Source organism: Pseudomonas sp. FP198 (assembly GCF_030687895.1).
Classification (GTDB): domain Bacteria; phylum Pseudomonadota; class Gammaproteobacteria; order Pseudomonadales; family Pseudomonadaceae; genus Aquipseudomonas.
In genome coordinates, this window is the sequence record NZ_CP117452.1 from 3,917,248 (window position 1) to 3,934,813 (window position 17,566).

The window sequence follows — 17,566 nt, forward strand, 5'->3', positions numbered from 1 at the left end:
TCGGGTCAGTTACAAAAGTATCGACTGACAAGCCGCTATCGCGAGCAAGCTCGCTCCCACAGGAGATGCGGCCATGATTTCAGCGCTTGGGCAGCTCAATCATTACTTGCAACCCGCCCCACTCGCTGTCGCCCAACGCCAATGTCCCACCCCAGGTGTCGACGATGTCGCGCACGATGCCCAGCCCCAGGCCATGGCCGTCGGTCTGCTCATCCAGGCGCGTACCGCGGCTGAAGACCTGGTCGCGGCGATCCGGCGGGATGCCGGGGCCATCGTCTTCCACTGCCAGGTGGAAACCCACGAGCGTCTCGCTCACGGTCAGGCGCACTTCGGCATCAGCCCATTTGCAGGCGTTGTCCAGCAGGTTGCCCAGCAGTTCCAGCAGGTCTTCCCGATCCCAGGGCAGGTGCAAGCCGGGCGGCGCGACATAAGCCAGATGCAGATGCTCGCCGTGGATCATGTTCAACGTCGCGAGCAATCCCGGCAGTTCGGCGTCGCAATCCAAATGCGCGCCGGGCAAGGCATCGCCGGACAGGCGGGCACGGTTGAGTTCGCGGTTCAGGCGCTGGCGAACCTGCTCGAGTTGATCCAGCAGCAACTTGCGCAGCTCCGGATAAGGGTCGAGCTTCTCGTTCGACGCCAGGCTCTGCAGCACCGCCAGAGGTGTCTTCAAGGCATGGCCAAGGTTACCCAGGGCGTTGCGCGAACGCTTGAGGCTGTCTTCGGTATGGGCCAGCAAATGGTTGATCTGCGCCACCAGCGGCTCCAGTTCCCTGGGCACTTGTTCGTCGAGTTGTGAACGCTGGCCCCGTTGCAGTTGGGCAATCTGCTCCCGGGCCCTCTCCAACGGCCGCAAGGCGCGCTGCACCGTGAGCCGCTGCAACAGCAGGATCAGCAGCAACCCCGCCAAGCCGAGGCCGAGGCCGACCTGCTGCATCCGCAGGAAGCTGTCACGCACAGGCGTGTAGTCCTGCGCTACGCTGATGGAAATCGCCTGGCCCAGGCGCCGGTAGTCAGTGCGCAGCACCAGCAGTTTCTGGCCTTCGGGACCCAGTTGCAGGTTGCTGTGCAGCCCCGGATGGTCGAGCCGCGGCAGTTCCTGGTCCCAGAGGGAACGGGAGCGCCAATGCTCGTCGGCAAAATCGATGCGGAAATAATGCCCGGAAAACGGCCGCAGGTAAGCCGGCGACAAGCGTCGCTCGTCCAGTTGCAACCCTTGCGGGCCACGGACCAGGGCCACCAGCAGGTTCTCGCTGTCATTGCGCAACCCGGCTTCGAGGTAGCGCTGCAAACCCAACTCGAACAGCCACAAACTGGTCTGCGCGAGCACCAGGCCGACCACCACCATCACCCCGATCAGGCCCAGGCTCAGGCGCCGCTGGATGGATCTCACTGCGCCTGCCCGCCGAACAGGTAGCCCTGGCCGCGACGGGTTTCGATCACGCTGCGTCCGAGCTTGCGGCGCAGGTGATTGACGTGGACTTCCAGCACATTCGAATCGCGCTCGGTTTCACCGTCATAAAGATGCTCGGCGAGGTGGCTCTTGGAAAGGATCTGCTCGGGGTGGAGCATGAAATAGCGCAGCAGCCTGAATTCGGCGGCGGTCAGCTGGATCTCGGCGCCGTCGCGAATCACGCATTGCCGGCCTTCGTCCAGGTGCAACCCCGCTGCTTGCAGCGTCGGCTGGTTGACCTGGCCATGGGAGCGACGCAGTAGTGCCTGGATGCGCAGGTGCAGCTCTTCGGGGTGAAAGGGTTTGGTCAGGTAATCATCGGCGCCGGCCTTGAGCCCTTCGATGCGCTCGGCCCAGGAGCCTCGCGCGGTGAGGATCAGTACCGGGGTGGTCAAGCCGCCAGCGCGCCATTGCGCCAGCACCTCGAGCCCCGGCACCCCTGGCAGCCCAAGGTCGAGAATGATCAGGTCGTAGGGCTCGCTGCTGCCCTGATACACCGCGTCGCGCCCGTCGGCGAGCCAATCGACCGCGTAGCCCTGCCGGGCGAGCCCGGCCATCAGTTCGTCGGCCAGGGGAACATGGTCTTCCACCAGTAGCAGGCGCATCAGTCTTCCTTATCTTTGAGTAAACGGCCGGTCGCGGCCTCCAGGTCCAGTTCGCGCACGACGCCGTCGGTGTCCAGCAGCTCGACTTCGTAGATGTAGATGCCGTGCTTTTCTTCCAGCTCGGCTTCCAGCAACTTGGCGCCAGGGTGGAGGTCCAGCGCCTGTTGCAGCAGATGCTCCAAGGGCAGGATCACGCCCTGCTGGCGCAGTTGCAGGGCTTCGTCCTGGTCCAGGTCGCGGGCCACGGCCACCGAACAACACACCAGCAGCGCCAGCGCCCAACGGTTGCGGGCGCGCAGATTAAGCTTCATTACGTATCCTGATGATTCTTCAGCACCTCGCCAGTGACGGCGTCGAGTTCCAGATCCCACTCGATGCCCTTGGCATCACGCAGATCCACTTTGTACCGGTACTTGCCGTATTCCTCTTCCAGCTCGGTATCGGTCACCGTGGCGCCAGTGTGTTTGGCCAGGGCAGCGGCGTTGAGCTGATCAAAAGGCAGGATGGTACCAGCGTCCAGCAGTTTTTGGGCCTCAGTGGCACTGAGGTCCCGGGCTTGGGCCAGACCCGTACCGATGACCATGAGCGTCGCGATGCAAAAGGCAGTGAGGCGGTTCACGGGTTATCTCCTTTTTATAATCTTCAGCGGGGAACTGTATCGGGACGAACTTAACTGAAACTGAATTGCCATCATTGAATCCAGGTCAATTTTGCTCGCGCCAGCGTCAGGTCAGTCATCAAAACTGACAACTGACACAGCGTCATCGCGAGCAAGCTCGCTCCCACGGGTTTTTGTGTCGCTATAATCAGCCGCTTGCACGTATTCGAGACCGGTATGACCGCCATTCACATCAAGTTCCCCGCACTGACTCTGAAGGCCGGCCCTCGCGCCTTCAAGCGCATCCGCCAGGCAGGCCTTCAGGCCGCCGATGTCGGCATCCTGCCGGGCGCCGCCGGAGGGCCGAAGGCCTTGGGTATCCAGGGGCTGGACCTGGCGCTGTTCGGTGAATGGCTGCCCGCCGCGCCGCGGGAGCGCTCTCTGATCGGTGCATCGGTCGGCTCCTGGCGCTTCGCCAGCGCCTGTCTGCCGGACGCCGCCGAGGGCATCCGCCGCCTGGGCATCCTGTACAACGAGCAGAGCTTCGCCAAAGGCGTGACCATGGCCGGGGTCAGCCAGAGCTCGCAGCGCATGCTCGACGACCTGCTTGAAGGTCGCGACCTGACGATCCTCGACAATCCGCATTACCGGCTCAACATCATGGTAGTCAAGAGTCATGGCCTGTTGGCGCAGGACCATCGCGGCCGGCTGGGCCTGGGGCTGTCCTCGGTGATCGCCGACAACCTGCGCGGCCGGGCGCGGCTGTCGCGGCATTTTGAAAGGCTGATCATCCACGACCCGCGCCTGGCTCCCCCGCTCCATCCGCTGACGGATTTCCCCTCGCGCTTCGTGCCGCTGGAGGCCGGCAACCTGCGCCAGGCACTGCTGGCGTCGGGCTCGATCCCGATGATCATGGAAGGCGTGCGCGACCTGCCCGGCGCCGGCGCGGGCACCTACCGCGATGGCGGCCTGCTGGACTACCACCTTGACCTGCCCTATAGCGGCGAGGACATCGTGCTCTATCCGCACTTCACCGATCGGGTCATTCCCGGCTGGTTCGACAAAGGCCTGCCATGGCGCCGAGGCGATACCTCGCGCTTGCAGGATGTACTGCTGCTGGCGCCGTCCCGCGAATACCTGGCTCGCCTGCCCTTCGGCAAACTGCCGGACCGCAACGACTTCAAGCGCTTCATGGGCGATGACCCGGGCCGCCGCAAATACTGGCGCACCGCAATGGACGAAAGCCGCCGCCTCGGCGACGAGTTCCTCGAACTGACCGCCAACGGTGGGCTGGGCGAGCGTTTGCTGACCCTTTAGTCAGCACGCTCGCGCAACGCGGGGATCAAACTGATAAACTGCGCCGCCTGCCTCGCGACCGTCCATTTAAAGAGCCAAATTTGTGGAAATTTTCAAAGAGTTCACCTTCGAATCCGCCCACCGCCTGCCCCACGTGCCGGAAGGCCACAAGTGCGGACGCCTGCATGGTCATTCGTTCAAGGTGGCGATCCACCTCAGCGGCGACATCGACCCGCACACCGGCTGGATTCGCGACTTCTCGGAAATCAAGGCGATTTTCAAGCCGCTCTACGAGCGCCTGGACCACAACTACCTCAACGACATCCCCGGTCTGGAAAACCCCACCAGCGAAGTCCTGGCCAAGTGGATCTGGAACGAGTTGAAGCCGCTGCTGCCGGAACTCAGCGCCATTCGCATCCACGAGACCTGCACCAGCGGCTGCATCTACCACGGCGAATGAACCTGGCGGCCTTTGTGTCTATCCTCCTTGGTTCGGATATACCAAGAGGACACCATCATGACCGACTGGCCGCTGGATCAGGAATACGACTTCAACGGGCACCCCATCCGCTACGCCATCCACGGCGACGGCCCGCCGTTGGTGTTTGTCCATGGCACGCCGTTCTCCTCTTATGTATGGCACCGGATCGCCCCGCTGTTTTTCGCCACGCACAAGGTTCATTACTTCGACCTGTTGGGTTATGGCCAATCCGCGCAACCCGATGCAGACGTGTCCCTCGGCGTTCAGAACCAGCTGCTTGCCCGACTGCTGGAGCATTGGAAGCTGGATTGCCCGGACGTCATCGCCCATGACTTTGGCGGCGCGACGGTCCTGCGCACCCATCTGCTCGATGGCAAGGATTACCGCAGCCTGACCCTGATCGACCCGGTAGCCTTGTCGCCGTGGGGCTCTGCGTTCGTGCAACACGTACGCCAGCACGAAGCGGCGTTCAGCGGCCTGCCCGACTACATCCAGCGGGCCATCGTGCCGACCTATATCCGTGGCGCGATCAAGCGCTGCATTACCGATGAAGAACTCGCCCCGTACGTCCAGCCCTGGCTCGGCGAAACCGGCCAGGCTGCGCTCTACCGGCAGATTGCGCAGATGGACGAGCGTTACACCGACGAGGTCCAGGGCCTGTATCCGAAGGTGCGCTGCCCGACGCAGATCCTTTGGGGCGAGGATGACCAGTGGATCCCCATCGAGCGCGGCCGGGCGCTGCACAAAATGATCCCGGGGGCGCTGTTCCATCCTGTGCCGAATGCCGGGCATCTGGTCCAGGAGGACGCGCCGGAAGCGATCGTCGCGGCGGTGATGCGGTTTTTGCCGCTGCACTCGCCCACCTGAGGGCCCCCTGCAACCTTTGTAGGAGCGAGCCTGCTCGCGAAAGCGTCCGATCAGTCACATAGCCATCGACTGATGCAGCGCATTCGTGAGCAGGCTCGCCCCCACAAGGTACTTCTGAGTAACACGATCCGTGTTCCAACTTGAACCACCCCTGCACCGCTTTTGCTCCTCGAAGCCCACCCGATATCCACCCATTGGCTATAAATAACCGGCGATCACTCGTTTGGCACGGCCGCTGCACGCTTGCGACATTCCCTCCTCCGCAAGGACCGCCACATGACTCAGAACGATCCCGGTAACGACTATCCCTTGAGCGAAGTCCCGATGCATGCCCGCAAGGGCCTAGCCTCCACCGCCATGGTGCTGCTGGGTTTCACTTTTTTCACCGCGACCATGTTTGCCGGCGGCAAGTTGGGCGTGGCATTCGGTTTCGCCGAGATGCTCGGCGTGATTGTCATCGGCAACCTGCTGCTGGGGCTGTACGCGGCGAGCCTGGGTTACATCGCTTTCAAGAGCGGGCTCAATTCGGTGTTGATGGGCCGCTTCTGTTTTGGCGAGGTGGGCAGCAAGCTCAGCGACTTGATCCTGGGCTTCACTCAGATCGGCTGGTACGCCTGGGGCACGGCCACCGCGGCGGTGGTGCTGGGCAAGTATTTCGAATTGAGCCAGGGCACCGTCCTGGGGTTGATGGTGCTGTTCGGGCTGGGCTTCTGCGCCACGGCCTACATCGGCTATCGCGGACTGGAAATCCTCTCGTACGTCGCCGTGCCGGCGATGATGCTGTTGCTGATCCTCTCGATGTGGGTCGCCACGCAGCAGGTCGGTGGCCTCGATGGTCTGCTCGCGGTTGTGCCCACCGGCAGCCTGGACTGGTCCACCGCGATCACGCTGGTGTTCGGCACGTTCGTCAGCGGCGCCACCCAGGCGACCAACTGGACGCGCTTTTCCCGTTCGGCAAAGGTCGCGGTGCTGGCCAGCCTGATCGGTTTTTTTCTCGGCAATGGCCTGATGGTGCTGATCGGCGCCTACGGAGCCATCGTCTACCAGCAGCCCGATGTGGTCGAAGTCTTGCTGCTGCAAGGTTTCGCCATGGCGGCGATGGCGATGCTTCTGCTCAACATCTGGAGCACCCAGGACAACACGATCTACAACTTTGCCGTGGCCGGCTGCAACCTGCTGCGCACCCGCCGACGCAAGACCGTCACACTGGCCGGCGCGGTGATCGGCACGCTGCTGGCGCTGCTGGGCATGTACGATTTGCTGGTGCCGTACCTGATCCTGCTCGGCACCGTGATCCCGCCGATTGGCGGGGTGATCATGGCCGACTTCTTCTTCCGCTGGCGTGGCCGCTATCCGCGCCTGGCCGCGGCGCAACTGCCGGCCTTCAACTGGCCCGGGCTGTGTGCCTACGGCGTCGGCACGGTGGCCGCCTTCAATTCACCATGGGTTGCGCCGCTGGTAGGAATCGCCACCGGCGCGCTAACGTATGTGCTATTGATCGGCGTGATGGGTATTCGCACCGCTGACGCGCCCCTACAAGACCTATAAAGGACTCGCTTGATGCACATCATCAACGCCCGCCTGCGCAACCGCGAAGGCTTGCATGAACTGCACCTGGAAAACGGCCTGATCGCCAGCATCGCCCGCCAGACCGAGGCCCCCAGCCTGGGCCCCGAAGACCTCGACGCCGGCGGCAACCTGGTGGTGCCGCCCTTCGTCGAGCCGCACATTCACCTGGACGCCACCCTGACTGCCGGCGAACCGCGCTGGAACATGAGCGGTACGCTGTTCGAAGGCATCGAGTGCTGGGGCGAACGCAAGGCCACCATCACCCACGAAGACACCAGGATCCGCGCCAGGAAAACGCTCCAGGCCCTCGCCGCCCATGGCATCCAGCATGTGCGCACCCACGTCGACGTGACCGACCCGACGCTCACCGCGCTCAAGGCAATGCTGGAAGTGCGCGAGGAAAGCCGTCATCTGGTCGACATGCAGATCGTCGCGTTTCCCCAGGAGGGCATCGAGTCCTACCGCAGCGGTCGCGAACTGATGGAAGAAGCCATCCGCATGGGCGCCGACGTGGTAGGCGGCATTCCGCATTTCGAGTACACCCGCGACCAGGGCGTCAGCTCGGTGAAGTTCCTCATGGACCTGGCCGAGCGCACCGGTTGCCTGGTGGATGTGCACTGCGACGAAACCGACGACCCGCACTCGCGTTTTCTGGAAGTGCTCGCCGAAGAGGCCCGCAGCCGCGACATGGGCGCCCGGGTCACCGCCAGCCACACCACGGCCATGGGCTCCTACGACAACGCCTACTGCGCCAAGCTGTTCCGCCTGCTCGGGCACTCGGGCATCAGCTTTGTATCGTGCCCCACCGAAAGCATTCACCTGCAAGGGCGCTTCGACAACTTCCCCAAACGCCGCGGCGTCACCCGGGTCAACGAATTGCTCGAAGCCGGGATGAACGTCTGCTTCGGCCAGGACTCGATCGTCGACCCATGGTATCCGTTGGGCAACGGCAACATCCTGCGCGTGCTCGAAGCCGGGCTGCACATCTGCCATATGCTCGGCTACCGCAACCTGCAAAGCGCTTTGGACCTGGTCACTGACAACAGCGCCAAGGCCATGGCCCTGGGCGAACGTTACGGACTGGAACCCGGACGCCCGGCGAACCTGCTGATCCTCTCGGCCGACAGCGACTACGAAGTGATCCGCAGCCAGGGCCTGCCGCTTTACTCGATTCGCAATGGTGAAGTGTTGATGAAGCGGCAGATGCCGGTGGTGGAGTTTGGGCCGCAACGGGGTTGATTCCTGCTCGCAATAGCAGCGGTTCGGTTACAGCAAGGTTGGACTTGCCACCGTCTTCGCGAGCAAGCTCGCTCCCACAGGGTTCTGTGCCGTACACAAATTTCGTGGCCGTAGCCGATCAAACTGTAAGAGCGAACTTGCTCGCGATGGCGGAAATCGCCGCGCCGCACAACATCCGAAAGCCCCTACGGGACAAGCCGCGCCGTGCCAAACAGGCTGACCCGTACCAACTCACCCTCCCGCTCTTGCAACAGGATTGGCGCAGTCCCGCCGGGCATCATGACGCTCACCGTCCCGGCCTGCACCCAGCCCACCCGCCACGCGGCACACGCGACGGCGCTGGCGCTGGTGCCGGAGGACGCGGTTGGGCCTTCGCCCCGCTCGAACACCCGGGCGGCGATCTGTCCGTCGGCGGCGCGCCAGGCCCATTGCAGGTTGACCCCCGCTGGACAAGGAATCCCCGCCCCGCCAGGCGCTGCGTAGGCAATGCCGGTCAGGCTTTGCGACAGCGCCTCGGCGCGCATTTGCGCAAGACCTGGCAACGCCTCCACGTCATCCACCAGCGTTACGCAATGAGGATTGCCGATGCGTACGAATTGGCTGTTGCCCCACGCCGGGTTCAAGCCATGCAGCGCGGGCACCCGGCTTACCGCGCATTGGTTGAAGGTCACCGCTGCTACACCTTGAGCGCCCACGGCAGCGGGCCCGAACAGCGGTGTCCCCAGGTCCAGCCAGAAGCCTGGGACGCCGCCCAACTCAGCGGCGCGAACCGATGTCCGCAGCGGTGAGATACCGTCGGGTTTGTCGTGGTGAACCTGCAGTACGCAATCGTCATCGCCCACCAGCAACCCTCGCTCTTGCAGCGCCAGGGAAAAAATCGTCAGGCCATTGCCGCTACGCTCGGCCAGCGTCCCGTCGGTATTGACGATCAGCAGGTCGAAGGGCGGCGTGTCCTGGAACGGGCCGACCAGCAGCCCATCACTGCGATGAGCCTTGGCATCCGGCGGCGCCTCCCCCGGCGCCCAGGCGCAGAAGGCCTGCACGGCGGCGCTGGCCCAGGATTGGCGTAACGAGGCCGCCTCGGCGGCGGACGACGGCAGGCCGATGCCCAGGGCACGCACCTGCTGCGGTGAAACGACTCCGTAGAGGTTGCCGCGTGCGTTGTAGAACTGCGTCATGGAATCAAATCCGAAGCAAGCGAGAAGGCGTCGATACTCTAGACGCTGACGCTATAAAACACACTCAGGCAAGGTCTATCGTGTTTGTTCCATGCCCCCCATTTAATCGGCCGGCGCCGGGCCCTCTTCCAAAGCCAGCCAGATCTGCCGATGAAAATGCTGCAGCGCCGGTTCATGACGGCCAAACGTGAGGTGCTCCTGAGCGCCCGAACGCAAGCCGCACTGGATACGCTTGCTGATTTCGAAATCTTCGCCGTCCACCGTTTCAAGCAAAAGCGCCATGTTTTTGTCCCAGTATTTACACTCGCGAGCCGATGTCGCGGCCTGCGGCGTATAAAGCGACACCTGTGCCATGCACCGCTCAGGACGTTCCTGGTCGGGAAAGACCTGCCAGGTTTCCAGATGATCGCCCTGCCAGAGCAGGAGGGTATTGGGAAACAGCCAATAGATCACCAGCGAATGTTTGAGCAGATTCCATTGATCAACAGGTTCGTCGCGCATCTGCAGGATCGAGCGACGGGGCATGATCAAACGCCCGTGGCGACCGAATGCCTCGAACAGGCTGAGTGAAGGCAGGAAAATTGGCAGCACCGTTCTGCGATGCACGAACGGGAAATGCCAGTTCTCCAGGAACGTCTCTATGACCATCTTCCAGTTGAAGGATTTATCGAGCTGGACTTGTCGATAAAGGGCGAAGTTCTCGAAATGGTAGCTGGCGATTTCCTCCGCCAGCGAGCCCATCGGGGCCACCGGCTCAAGCGCGGGTCCTGACATCGGAGTGGCCCAGATTAGCCCGTGCAGCTCGTGCGTGACCAGTCGCGTCAGGTTGCGCTCGGCACACGTCAGGCCTTGGAAATCCTCGGCGGGCCCCAGTGTTTTCAGGTGGCCAGCCAGATCGTAGACCCAACCGTGATAGGGACAAACCATCGAGCCCGCCAACGTCCCCCGATCCTCCAGAACACGCGCGCCGCGATGGCGGCAAACATTGATGAATGCACTGAGCCCGCCATCCGCAAGCCGGACGACAGCGATAGGCACGCCGCACCGATCATCGGTCAGGTAATCCCCAAAGCAGGGTAACTCGCTGGACAGGCCGACCATCATCGGAACAGCGCGAAAGAGCCGGGCCTGCTCGCGCGCAAGATGGGCCACGCACGTGTAGTGGGTCACCGGGTTGAGAGCAAATGACTCGGCTTGACTGGTTCCATTGCAGTCAATGAGGTTGAAGAGTTCCCGAGCCAGCCTGAGTTGAGTCTGACGATCCACCTTCGCCTCCTGCCCGCCCCTGAGCCCAAAGCCCACGGGTTTCAATGGTAAGAAAACCGTTGCGCATTGATAGGCACAAAGTAGCGAGCCGTAAACTGTCAGGTTCGACAGGTGCGAATGGAATCGACCGTATGCATGAAGAAGGTGTCGGCACCTTGGGGTCGCGGTGCGGTCAGTGGATATGCAAGCATAGGCCCCTGCCTGCATCACCGCACCGCACCAAAGCCAAGGACGTTTCATGACTGCCATCACGCCCCCACCCACTTTTGTTCCCGGACGCCTGGAACAGATGTCCACCCGCATCGCCTATCTCATTGCCGGAATCGGTATTGCCGCCTGGGCGCCGCTGGTGCCTTATGCCAAGGCGCGGGCGAACCTGGATGAAGGGACCCTCGGCTTGCTGCTGTTATGCCTTGGGGTCGGGTCGATTCTGGCGATGCCGATTTCCGGTGCGCTGGCGACGCGGTTCGGCTGCCGTCGGGTACTCAGTGGCGGCACGATCCTGATCTGCCTGGCGCTGCCGCTGCTGGCGTCGATGAGTTCATTGCCCTGGTTAGTGGCGGCATTGTTCGTGTTTGGCGCCGGGCTCGGCACCGTCGATTCGACCGTGAACCTGCAAGCGGTGATCGTCGAGCGCGCCAGCGGCAAGACCATGATGTCGGGTTTTCACGGCATGTTCAGCCTCGGCGGAATCATCGGCGCGGCCGGCGTGAGCGCCCTGCTCGGCCTCGGGCTTTCACCGCTGGCGGCAACCCTGGTGGTCAACGCGGTCCTGCTGGTGGCGTTGTTCAAGGCCGCACCGCACCTGTTGCCCTACGGCAGTGAAAGCTCGGGACCGGCGTTTGCCATTCCGCATGGCGTGGTGCTGTTCATCGGCATCCTGTGCTTTATCGTGTTCCTGGCCGAAGGCGCGGTACTGGACTGGAGCGCGGTGTTCCTGACCACCGAGCGCGCGGTGGATACCGCCTACGCCGGGTTGGGTTATGCCGCGTTTGCGCTGACCATGACCGTCGGCCGGTTGACAGGCGATTCGGTGGTGCATCGCCTGGGTGCCAAGCGCGTGATCATCTACGGCGGCTCGATCGCGGCAGCGGGGTTCTTCCTGGCGACCCTCGCACCGATGTGGCAAGCGGCGCTGTTGGGGTATGCGCTGGTCGGCGCCGGGTGTTCGAACATCGTGCCAGTGCTGTACACCGCCGTCGGCAAACAGACCCTGATGCCCGAAGCCATCGCCGTGCCGGCCATCACCACGATCGGTTATGCCGGCATCCTCGCGGGGCCGGCACTGATCGGCTTTGTCGCCCATGGCAGCAGCCTGGCCATTGCGTTCGGATTGATTGCGCTGTCATTGGTGGCGGTGGCGGGCAGTGGGAAGGTGTTGAAGGTCTAAGCCCTGCAGATTCCCCGTGGCGAGGGAGCTTGCTCCCGCTCGGCTGCGAAGCAGTCGCAACCTGTCGGACGCGGAGTACCTGATGCTCCGCGTTCGACAGGTTTTGGGGCCGCTTCGCGACCCAGCGGGAGCAAGCTCCCTTGCCACGGGAATGGATCTGAACGTTGGGACTGTGTTTCAGGCCACAGAAGACTGAATCAAAACCCCACACTCGCCTGCACGAAAAACGTACGCGGCGCGCCGACGTAGATACCCGAGTTGTTGTCGCTGGAACGCGTGTAGTACTGATGATCGAACAGGTTCTTCACCCCCGCGCCGAGTTTCAGGTTCGACAGCTGCGAGCCGAAATCATAGCCGCCCCGAACGTTCCAGAGCATATAGCCAGGCATGTCGCCGTACTGCCCATCGGCGGTGCCGTCGGTGATGTAGTTGTCGCCGAAGCTGCCATCGGGGTTCACGCTGTTGCCCGGTGAACGTTGCCCGGACTGGGCAAAACCATCGAGGTTGTAAGTCCAGCGATTGACTTCGTAGCGCAAGCCCACGGTAGCAATCTGGCGCGAATAGAACGGCAGGTCACGGCCCTTGAAGCTCGGGATGTCCCCTTCATAGGTGGCGCGGGTGTAGGTGAAACCGGCGCTGGCGGTCAGGCCATCGAGACGCGGGTCCAACGCGGCCATGTCGTAATGCACCGACGCTTCCAGCCCCTGATGCTTGGTGGCGCCCATGTTGGTCCAGCCCACATCGTTGCTGATGTATTGCAACTCGTCGTCGAAGTCGATGTAGAACAGCGTCACTTCCCCGCCCCACACGTCATCGTTGTAGCGCGTACCGATCTCGTAGGTCTTGGCCTTTTCCGGGCTCAGGCCATTGGCGGTGTTGTTGCCGTCGCCGCCCTGGCCGAGTTGAAAATACTGCAGGCTGCCGAACGAGGTCTCGTAGTTGGCGAACAGCTTCCAGGCGTCGGACAGGTGGTACATCACGCTCAAGGCCGGCAACGGTTCGTTGCTGTCGATGCTGCGGCGCTTTTCCTGCACCGGGCGGCCGGCGGTGTCGAGCACCGGGCGGTCGTGCCATTCGGTGCTGATGCTTTCGAAACGGATGCCCGGAGTGATGGTCCACTTGCCCACGTCGATCTTGTCGTCGATGTAGACCGCATGGGCTTCGGTACCACCGGTCCGGTCCTGATAGACGTGACCGTCGGCCCCCGGACGCACCACCGGCTCGTTGTTGCGCAGCGCCAGGCGGCTGGCCTCCTCGTGCATGCCTTCCTTGAGGTAGCGATAACCGACGCTGGCCTCCTGGGTGGTCGGCCCCAGGTCGAACACATGGGACACCCGCGGCTCGATGCCAAAGGTGTAATAGCTACGCGGGTAGGACACCAGGTTACGCTGGTCCCGCGAGGCGATGGTGCTGCCGCGGAAGCTGTCGGAGTAATAGGTCAGCACTTCGGCCTGGGTGCGCTCGCCGATTTCGCGGATCCACTTGAACGACACGTCCTTGCGGCGGCCGCTGAAACTGTCCCAGTCGCGATCGGACTGGTACGGGTCGGCGTCGTACTGTGCCTGGGTCAGGCCGCCGGGCATGTCGGCCTCGGCGTCGTAGTAGTGAAAGTTCAGCGAGAAATCGTCGACGTCGGTCGGCGCCCAGTGGGTCTTGAGGATCACGTCGTCGATGTCGTTATCGTTGTTGCTCTTGCGATATCCGTTGCCGTTGACACCCGAATACAGCAGCGCCACGCCCAGCCCGTTATCGGCGGTACCGCCCAGGAACGCCGTGTCGATGTGCTTCCAGCCGCCGTGCTGGGAGGTCTCCAGGGTGCTGCCGATTTCCCCGGTGGCTTTTTCCGGGATGGCACGGGTCACGAAGTTGATCACGCCGCCGACGTTCTGCGGGCCGTAGCGCACCGAGCCGGCACCGCGTACCACGTCGATGCTGTCCAGGTTGCCCGATGAGATCGGCGCCATGGACAGTTGCGGCTGGCCGTACGGCGCGAAGGCCGCCGGTACGCCGTCGATCAATACCGTGGAGCGCGGCGACAGGCGCGAGGTCAGGCCACGCACGCCGACGTTCAGGGCGATGTCGCTGCCGCCGGTACCGTTGGCGTCTTGCACCTGCACGCCCGGGACCCGCCGCAATACATCGCCAACGTTCATGGCACCCTGCTCGACCATCGCTTCGCGGCGGATCACCGTCCGCGCGCCGGCGTGGTTCTGCACCACTTCGGCATTGGCGTCGCCAAGCCAGTCGCCGACCACCTGGATCTCGGTGGCGCCCAGTTCCAGCGGGCCATCGGTAGACGCCGAAGGAGCCGGCAACACCGTCACCGAGCCCTGATCAATCTGGTATTGCAAACCGCTGCCCTCAAGCAATTGCCCCAGGGCCGCCTCGGGAGACAGGTTGCCCTGCACCGCCGGGGCTTGCTTGCCGGCCACCAGGTCCGGGCTGAAGAACACCTGCAATGAGGTCTGCTGGCCAAGCTGGCTCAGCGCCTGGCCCAGAGGTTGCGCCTGAATGTGAATTGCGTTGGCGGTCTGGTCGGCAAAAGCCTCGGGCAACCCGGCGCTGACCGCCAGGGTCAGGGCCAGCGGTAGCCAACGGGTGGAGGTACGTTTGTTGTTCTTGGCGGAAGTTTTCACGTCGAACCTTGTCCTGTCGAATCGCAAGAATACGCGTCTGTTAATGCAAACCAGTTGCAGTTGGACAAGAAGACGAAGAACTCGAAAAAAACCTGAATCTATTTCGCAATTATTTCCTGGCTGCCGTCGTCGAGTGTGCGCACGGCCACCGGCAGGATGTTCGGCAAGGCCTTGAGCAGCGCCTCGGGATTGTCCGAACGAAACACACTGGTCAAGCGCAGGTTGCCCACCGCGGCACTGGCGACCCGCAGGGGCTTGGCACGATAACGGGAAACCTCCTCGGCGACTTCACTCAACGGCGCGTTGTTGAACACCAGCTTGCCATTGCGCCACGCGGTGAGTTCATCGGCGTTGATCGGGTACGGTGAGGCGACCTTGCCTTGAGCATCGATCCGGATACCCAGCCCGGCCGTGAGACTGATCGGGAAATCACGCCCCTGAACCTTGACGCTACCCTCCTCCACGGCCACCCGGGTGCTGCCGGCATCGCGGCGCACGTCGAAGCGCGTCCCGGTCACCGTCACCTGGCCGTTGCCCGCGTCAACGGTGAACGGGCGCTCGGCATCATGCTCGACCCTGAACAGCGCCTCCCCCTCGACCAGCTCTACCCGACGTTGGCGATGTTCGAAGACAACGCGCACATGGCTGCGGCTGTTGAGGTCGATCAGCGAGCCATCCGGCAGCGCGACATGCCGACGCTCACCGAGGGCGGTGGCGAATTCGCTGCGGTAATCGCTCGACGCACCCAGGCCGCTGAACAACCCCAGCCCGACCGCCACCGCCACCAATCCGGCGGCCACCGCATAGCGCAGCAAAGGCCTGCGTCTCGGGCGTCCGGCGGGCCGCTCGCACAGCGCTTGCAAGCGCTCCATGGACAGCAGGTCCGTTGCGCTCCAGATCCCTTGCAGTAGTTGAATTTCATCGCGGTGGTTGGGGTGTTCGCCCAGCCAGGCCTCGAAGCGCTGACGCTCGTCGAGGCTCATGACCGGGTCCTGCAGACGCACGAACCATTGCGCCGCCTCGTCGCGAACCCTGCTCTGCCCGCAGGGGCAGTCACGGCTATCCATCATGGAAGGGTCCTGTGGCTCGGGTGGAAAAGGACGACCGCTCATTGATCCGGTCCGTCGAGGCGATCACGCAAATGGCGCAGGGTGCGGATCATATACTTTTCCACCATGTTTTTTGACAGGCCCAGGCGCTCGGCGATTTCCGCCTGGGTCAGGCCTTCGATCTTCTGCCAGACAAACACCGTGCGGCAATGGGCCGGCAGCTCGGCAAGCGCCCGTTCGATGGAGTCCGCCAGCTGGATCGCGTGCATGTAGTGCTCCGGGTCGCCCGCAAACGAATAACCAGGGTCAAGCGCCGCTTCCTCCATGGCGCCCCGTCGATCTTCACGCCGATAGCCGTCCACTGCAATATTGCGTGCGGTCTGGTGCAAATAGGCCCGTGGCTGCTCGACCTGCGCCGAATCGGACTCGAGCACGCGCACGAAGGTGTCATGGGCCAGGTCCTCGGCCTGATCGCGATTGCGCAGGCGGCGGGTCCAGGTGCCGATCAACTCTTCGTAATGCTCGAAAAAGCCGGGTCTGCGAGGCAGCTTGGGGATCATCGCGGCGTGCTTGGGGGACGGGGCACGAATAGTAATCGTTCTTATTAATAGGAAGCAAACGCCGTCCGACCACCTGGGTGCAAAAAGACAGCGTGGGAGCGAGCTTGCTCGCGATGGCGGTGTATCAGTCAACATTTATGTTGAAGGTCAGTCCGCTATCGCGAGCAAGCTCCCACAGGGTTCGACACTGCGTCTGGGGTTGCCTAGAACCGGCACACCGCCGCCGCCCCCGTATCGGTCGGCATGACATGCTCAGGCGGCACGACGACGACTTCGCCGCCCTGCCGGGTCACGGCCAGGATCAATTCGTCCAGCACGTCAGGCGCCTGTTCATCGCCGGTCTCGTCAATGAGCAAGCGGCCCTTGTCCGCGTCGAGCTGGCCGGGCACCTGGCGCTCCGCCTCCACCAGCAACAGCGCAATGCGGCTTTCCCAGGCGGCCTTGGCTATCTCGGCGAGATTGTCCAGCGCCCGTCCCTGGCCGACCGCGACGCCATAACGATTGAGGCTGTCGACGACCCTATCCGAATGGCTGTGGGCCATGACCTTGGAGCACTGGACGCGTAACTCCTCCACGCCCAACCTCGAAGGGTCCCCATCGATGCCCTGGGCCAACAACTGCGAGTTATGGCTGACCGCGCGAAACACCGCCTGGTTTTCCGGCAGCGCCACGAGGATCATCGGCAAGCCCGAGGGCTGCGAATGGTGTTCCAGGATAGCTTTGTCCACGGCGCGAAAAAACCGCTCGCGGTCGAGGTTGATTTCGTCCTGCTTACCGCCGCCGGCGGACTCATGCATCATCGGATCGCCGCGCTCGCTGCTGCGGCTGAAGCCGTTGGGAAAACCCTGCTGGTCACCTGAAGTCAGCTCATTGCCGAGCGCCTCGTTCTGGTTGCGCGGCACCTCGTCGGCCAGCTCGATCTTTTCCAGTTGTTGGGAGGAGCCCTCGTACAACCACACCTCGTTACGAGTCAGGCACAGCACCTGATAACGTTCGGTCGACTGGACCAGACGCAACAATGGTTTCAGATAAGGGTGGCTATTGGCGAATGCGCATTGCGGCAGGCGCTGGTTCACCGCGATGACCTTGAAGTAGTCACGGGCGCCGAATACCGCGATGCCGTCCCGATTGGAGTTCCAGAACTCCTGATCGTCCACCAGTGCATGGAAAGGCTCAAGCAATGGCGCGCAATCGACGCCCGGATGCTGTTGTTCCAGTTGCGTCTGCAGCTCGCGCACCAGGTTCTTGTAGCGGATCGGGTCCTGGCTGCGTTCAGGGAATGTACGGTGGGTGGGCATATACAACGAAAGGCTCGGCTGTTCGTCGAACGCCAGAAGCTCGGCCAATACCTGCCGGCTGAAGGGTTGATGAGCGGTCAT

At 63.0% G+C, this 17,566-nt stretch carries 16 protein-coding genes; 6 read left to right on the forward strand and 10 right to left on the reverse strand.

Annotated elements, in window-relative coordinates:
* Positions 1-79 precede the first annotated feature (79 nt).
* The 4 genes from PSH78_RS17815 to PSH78_RS17830 are packed head-to-tail and all read right to left on the reverse strand — an operon-like array spanning position 80 to position 2,677.
* A complete protein-coding gene (locus PSH78_RS17815) occupies positions 80-1,393 on the reverse strand; it encodes an ATP-binding protein (RefSeq protein WP_305495855.1) in 1,314 nt (437 codons plus the stop codon).
* Positions 1,390-2,058 (reverse strand): response regulator transcription factor, encoded by a 669-nt coding sequence (locus PSH78_RS17820; protein ID WP_305495857.1) that lies wholly within the window; start codon positions 2,056-2,058, stop codon positions 1,390-1,392. The genes PSH78_RS17815 and PSH78_RS17820 overlap by 4 nt, the downstream gene beginning before the upstream one ends.
* Positions 2,058-2,369, reverse strand: a complete 312-nt coding sequence (locus tag PSH78_RS17825) for a PepSY domain-containing protein (RefSeq protein ID WP_305495858.1) — start codon at positions 2,367-2,369, stop codon at positions 2,058-2,060. Before PSH78_RS17825 ends, PSH78_RS17820 begins: the two co-directional genes overlap by 1 nt.
* On the reverse strand, positions 2,369-2,677 hold the full coding sequence (locus PSH78_RS17830; protein ID WP_305495859.1) for a PepSY domain-containing protein: 309 nt from the start codon (positions 2,675-2,677) through the stop codon (positions 2,369-2,371). Before PSH78_RS17830 ends, PSH78_RS17825 begins: the two co-directional genes overlap by 1 nt.
* 216 nt (positions 2,678-2,893) lie before the next feature.
* On the opposite strand from PSH78_RS17830, the gene PSH78_RS17835 reads away from it, so the two are divergent.
* The 5 genes from PSH78_RS17835 (at position 2,894) to codA (ending at position 8,108) form a co-directional block, all read left to right on the forward strand.
* Positions 2,894-3,973, forward strand: coding sequence for a patatin-like phospholipase family protein (locus PSH78_RS17835; protein ID WP_305495861.1), 1,080 nt, complete (start codon positions 2,894-2,896; stop codon positions 3,971-3,973).
* Between the two features lie 82 nt (positions 3,974-4,055).
* On the forward strand, positions 4,056-4,412 hold the full coding sequence (gene queD, locus PSH78_RS17840; RefSeq protein WP_025212792.1) for a 6-carboxytetrahydropterin synthase QueD: 357 nt from the start codon (positions 4,056-4,058) through the stop codon (positions 4,410-4,412).
* Positions 4,413-4,469: 57 nt separating this feature from the next.
* A complete protein-coding gene (locus PSH78_RS17845; protein WP_305495862.1) occupies positions 4,470-5,300 on the forward strand; it encodes an alpha/beta fold hydrolase in 831 nt (276 codons plus the stop codon).
* Positions 5,301-5,576: 276 nt separating this feature from the next.
* Positions 5,577-6,848, forward strand: coding sequence for a cytosine permease (gene codB / locus PSH78_RS17850; protein WP_305495863.1), 1,272 nt, complete (start codon positions 5,577-5,579; stop codon positions 6,846-6,848).
* A 12-nt stretch (positions 6,849-6,860) separates the two neighbouring features.
* Positions 6,861-8,108: a cytosine deaminase gene (gene codA, locus PSH78_RS17855; protein ID WP_305495865.1), complete on the forward strand. Its 1,248-nt coding sequence runs from the start codon at positions 6,861-6,863 to the stop codon at positions 8,106-8,108.
* Positions 8,109-8,293: 185 nt separating this feature from the next.
* Here the strand turns inward: codA and PSH78_RS17860 are convergent, their stop codons facing one another.
* Both PSH78_RS17860 and PSH78_RS17865 read right to left on the reverse strand, forming a co-directional pair.
* On the reverse strand, positions 8,294-9,286 hold the full coding sequence (locus tag PSH78_RS17860) for a diaminopimelate epimerase (RefSeq protein WP_305495867.1): 993 nt from the start codon (positions 9,284-9,286) through the stop codon (positions 8,294-8,296).
* Between the two features lie 102 nt (positions 9,287-9,388).
* Positions 9,389-10,552, reverse strand: coding sequence for an SRPBCC family protein (locus PSH78_RS17865; protein ID WP_305495868.1), 1,164 nt, complete (start codon positions 10,550-10,552; stop codon positions 9,389-9,391).
* Positions 10,553-10,790: 238 nt separating this feature from the next.
* On the opposite strand from PSH78_RS17865, the gene PSH78_RS17870 reads away from it, so the two are divergent.
* Complete coding sequence (locus PSH78_RS17870) at positions 10,791-11,942, forward strand: MFS transporter (RefSeq protein ID WP_305495870.1); 1,152 nt, start codon at positions 10,791-10,793, stop codon at positions 11,940-11,942.
* Positions 11,943-12,139: 197 nt separating this feature from the next.
* Here PSH78_RS17870 and PSH78_RS17875 read toward each other — a convergent pair whose 3' ends face one another.
* The 4 genes from PSH78_RS17875 to PSH78_RS17890 all read right to left on the reverse strand — a co-directional run bounded on the left by PSH78_RS17875 (position 12,140) and on the right by PSH78_RS17890 (position 17,566).
* Entirely contained in the window at positions 12,140-14,578 is a 2,439-nt protein-coding gene (locus tag PSH78_RS17875; protein WP_305495872.1) for a TonB-dependent receptor, read from the reverse strand.
* A gap of 98 nt (positions 14,579-14,676) precedes the next feature.
* Positions 14,677-15,648: a FecR family protein gene (locus tag PSH78_RS17880; RefSeq protein WP_305495874.1), complete on the reverse strand. Its 972-nt coding sequence runs from the start codon at positions 15,646-15,648 to the stop codon at positions 14,677-14,679.
* A gap of 38 nt (positions 15,649-15,686) precedes the next feature.
* Positions 15,687-16,187 carry a sigma-70 family RNA polymerase sigma factor gene (locus PSH78_RS17885; protein WP_305495876.1) on the reverse strand — a complete coding sequence of 167 codons (501 nt, stop codon included), beginning with the start codon at positions 16,185-16,187 and terminating at the stop codon, positions 15,687-15,689.
* Positions 16,188-16,390: 203 nt separating this feature from the next.
* Positions 16,391-17,566: a hypothetical protein gene (locus PSH78_RS17890; RefSeq protein WP_305495878.1), complete on the reverse strand. Its 1,176-nt coding sequence runs from the start codon at positions 17,564-17,566 to the stop codon at positions 16,391-16,393.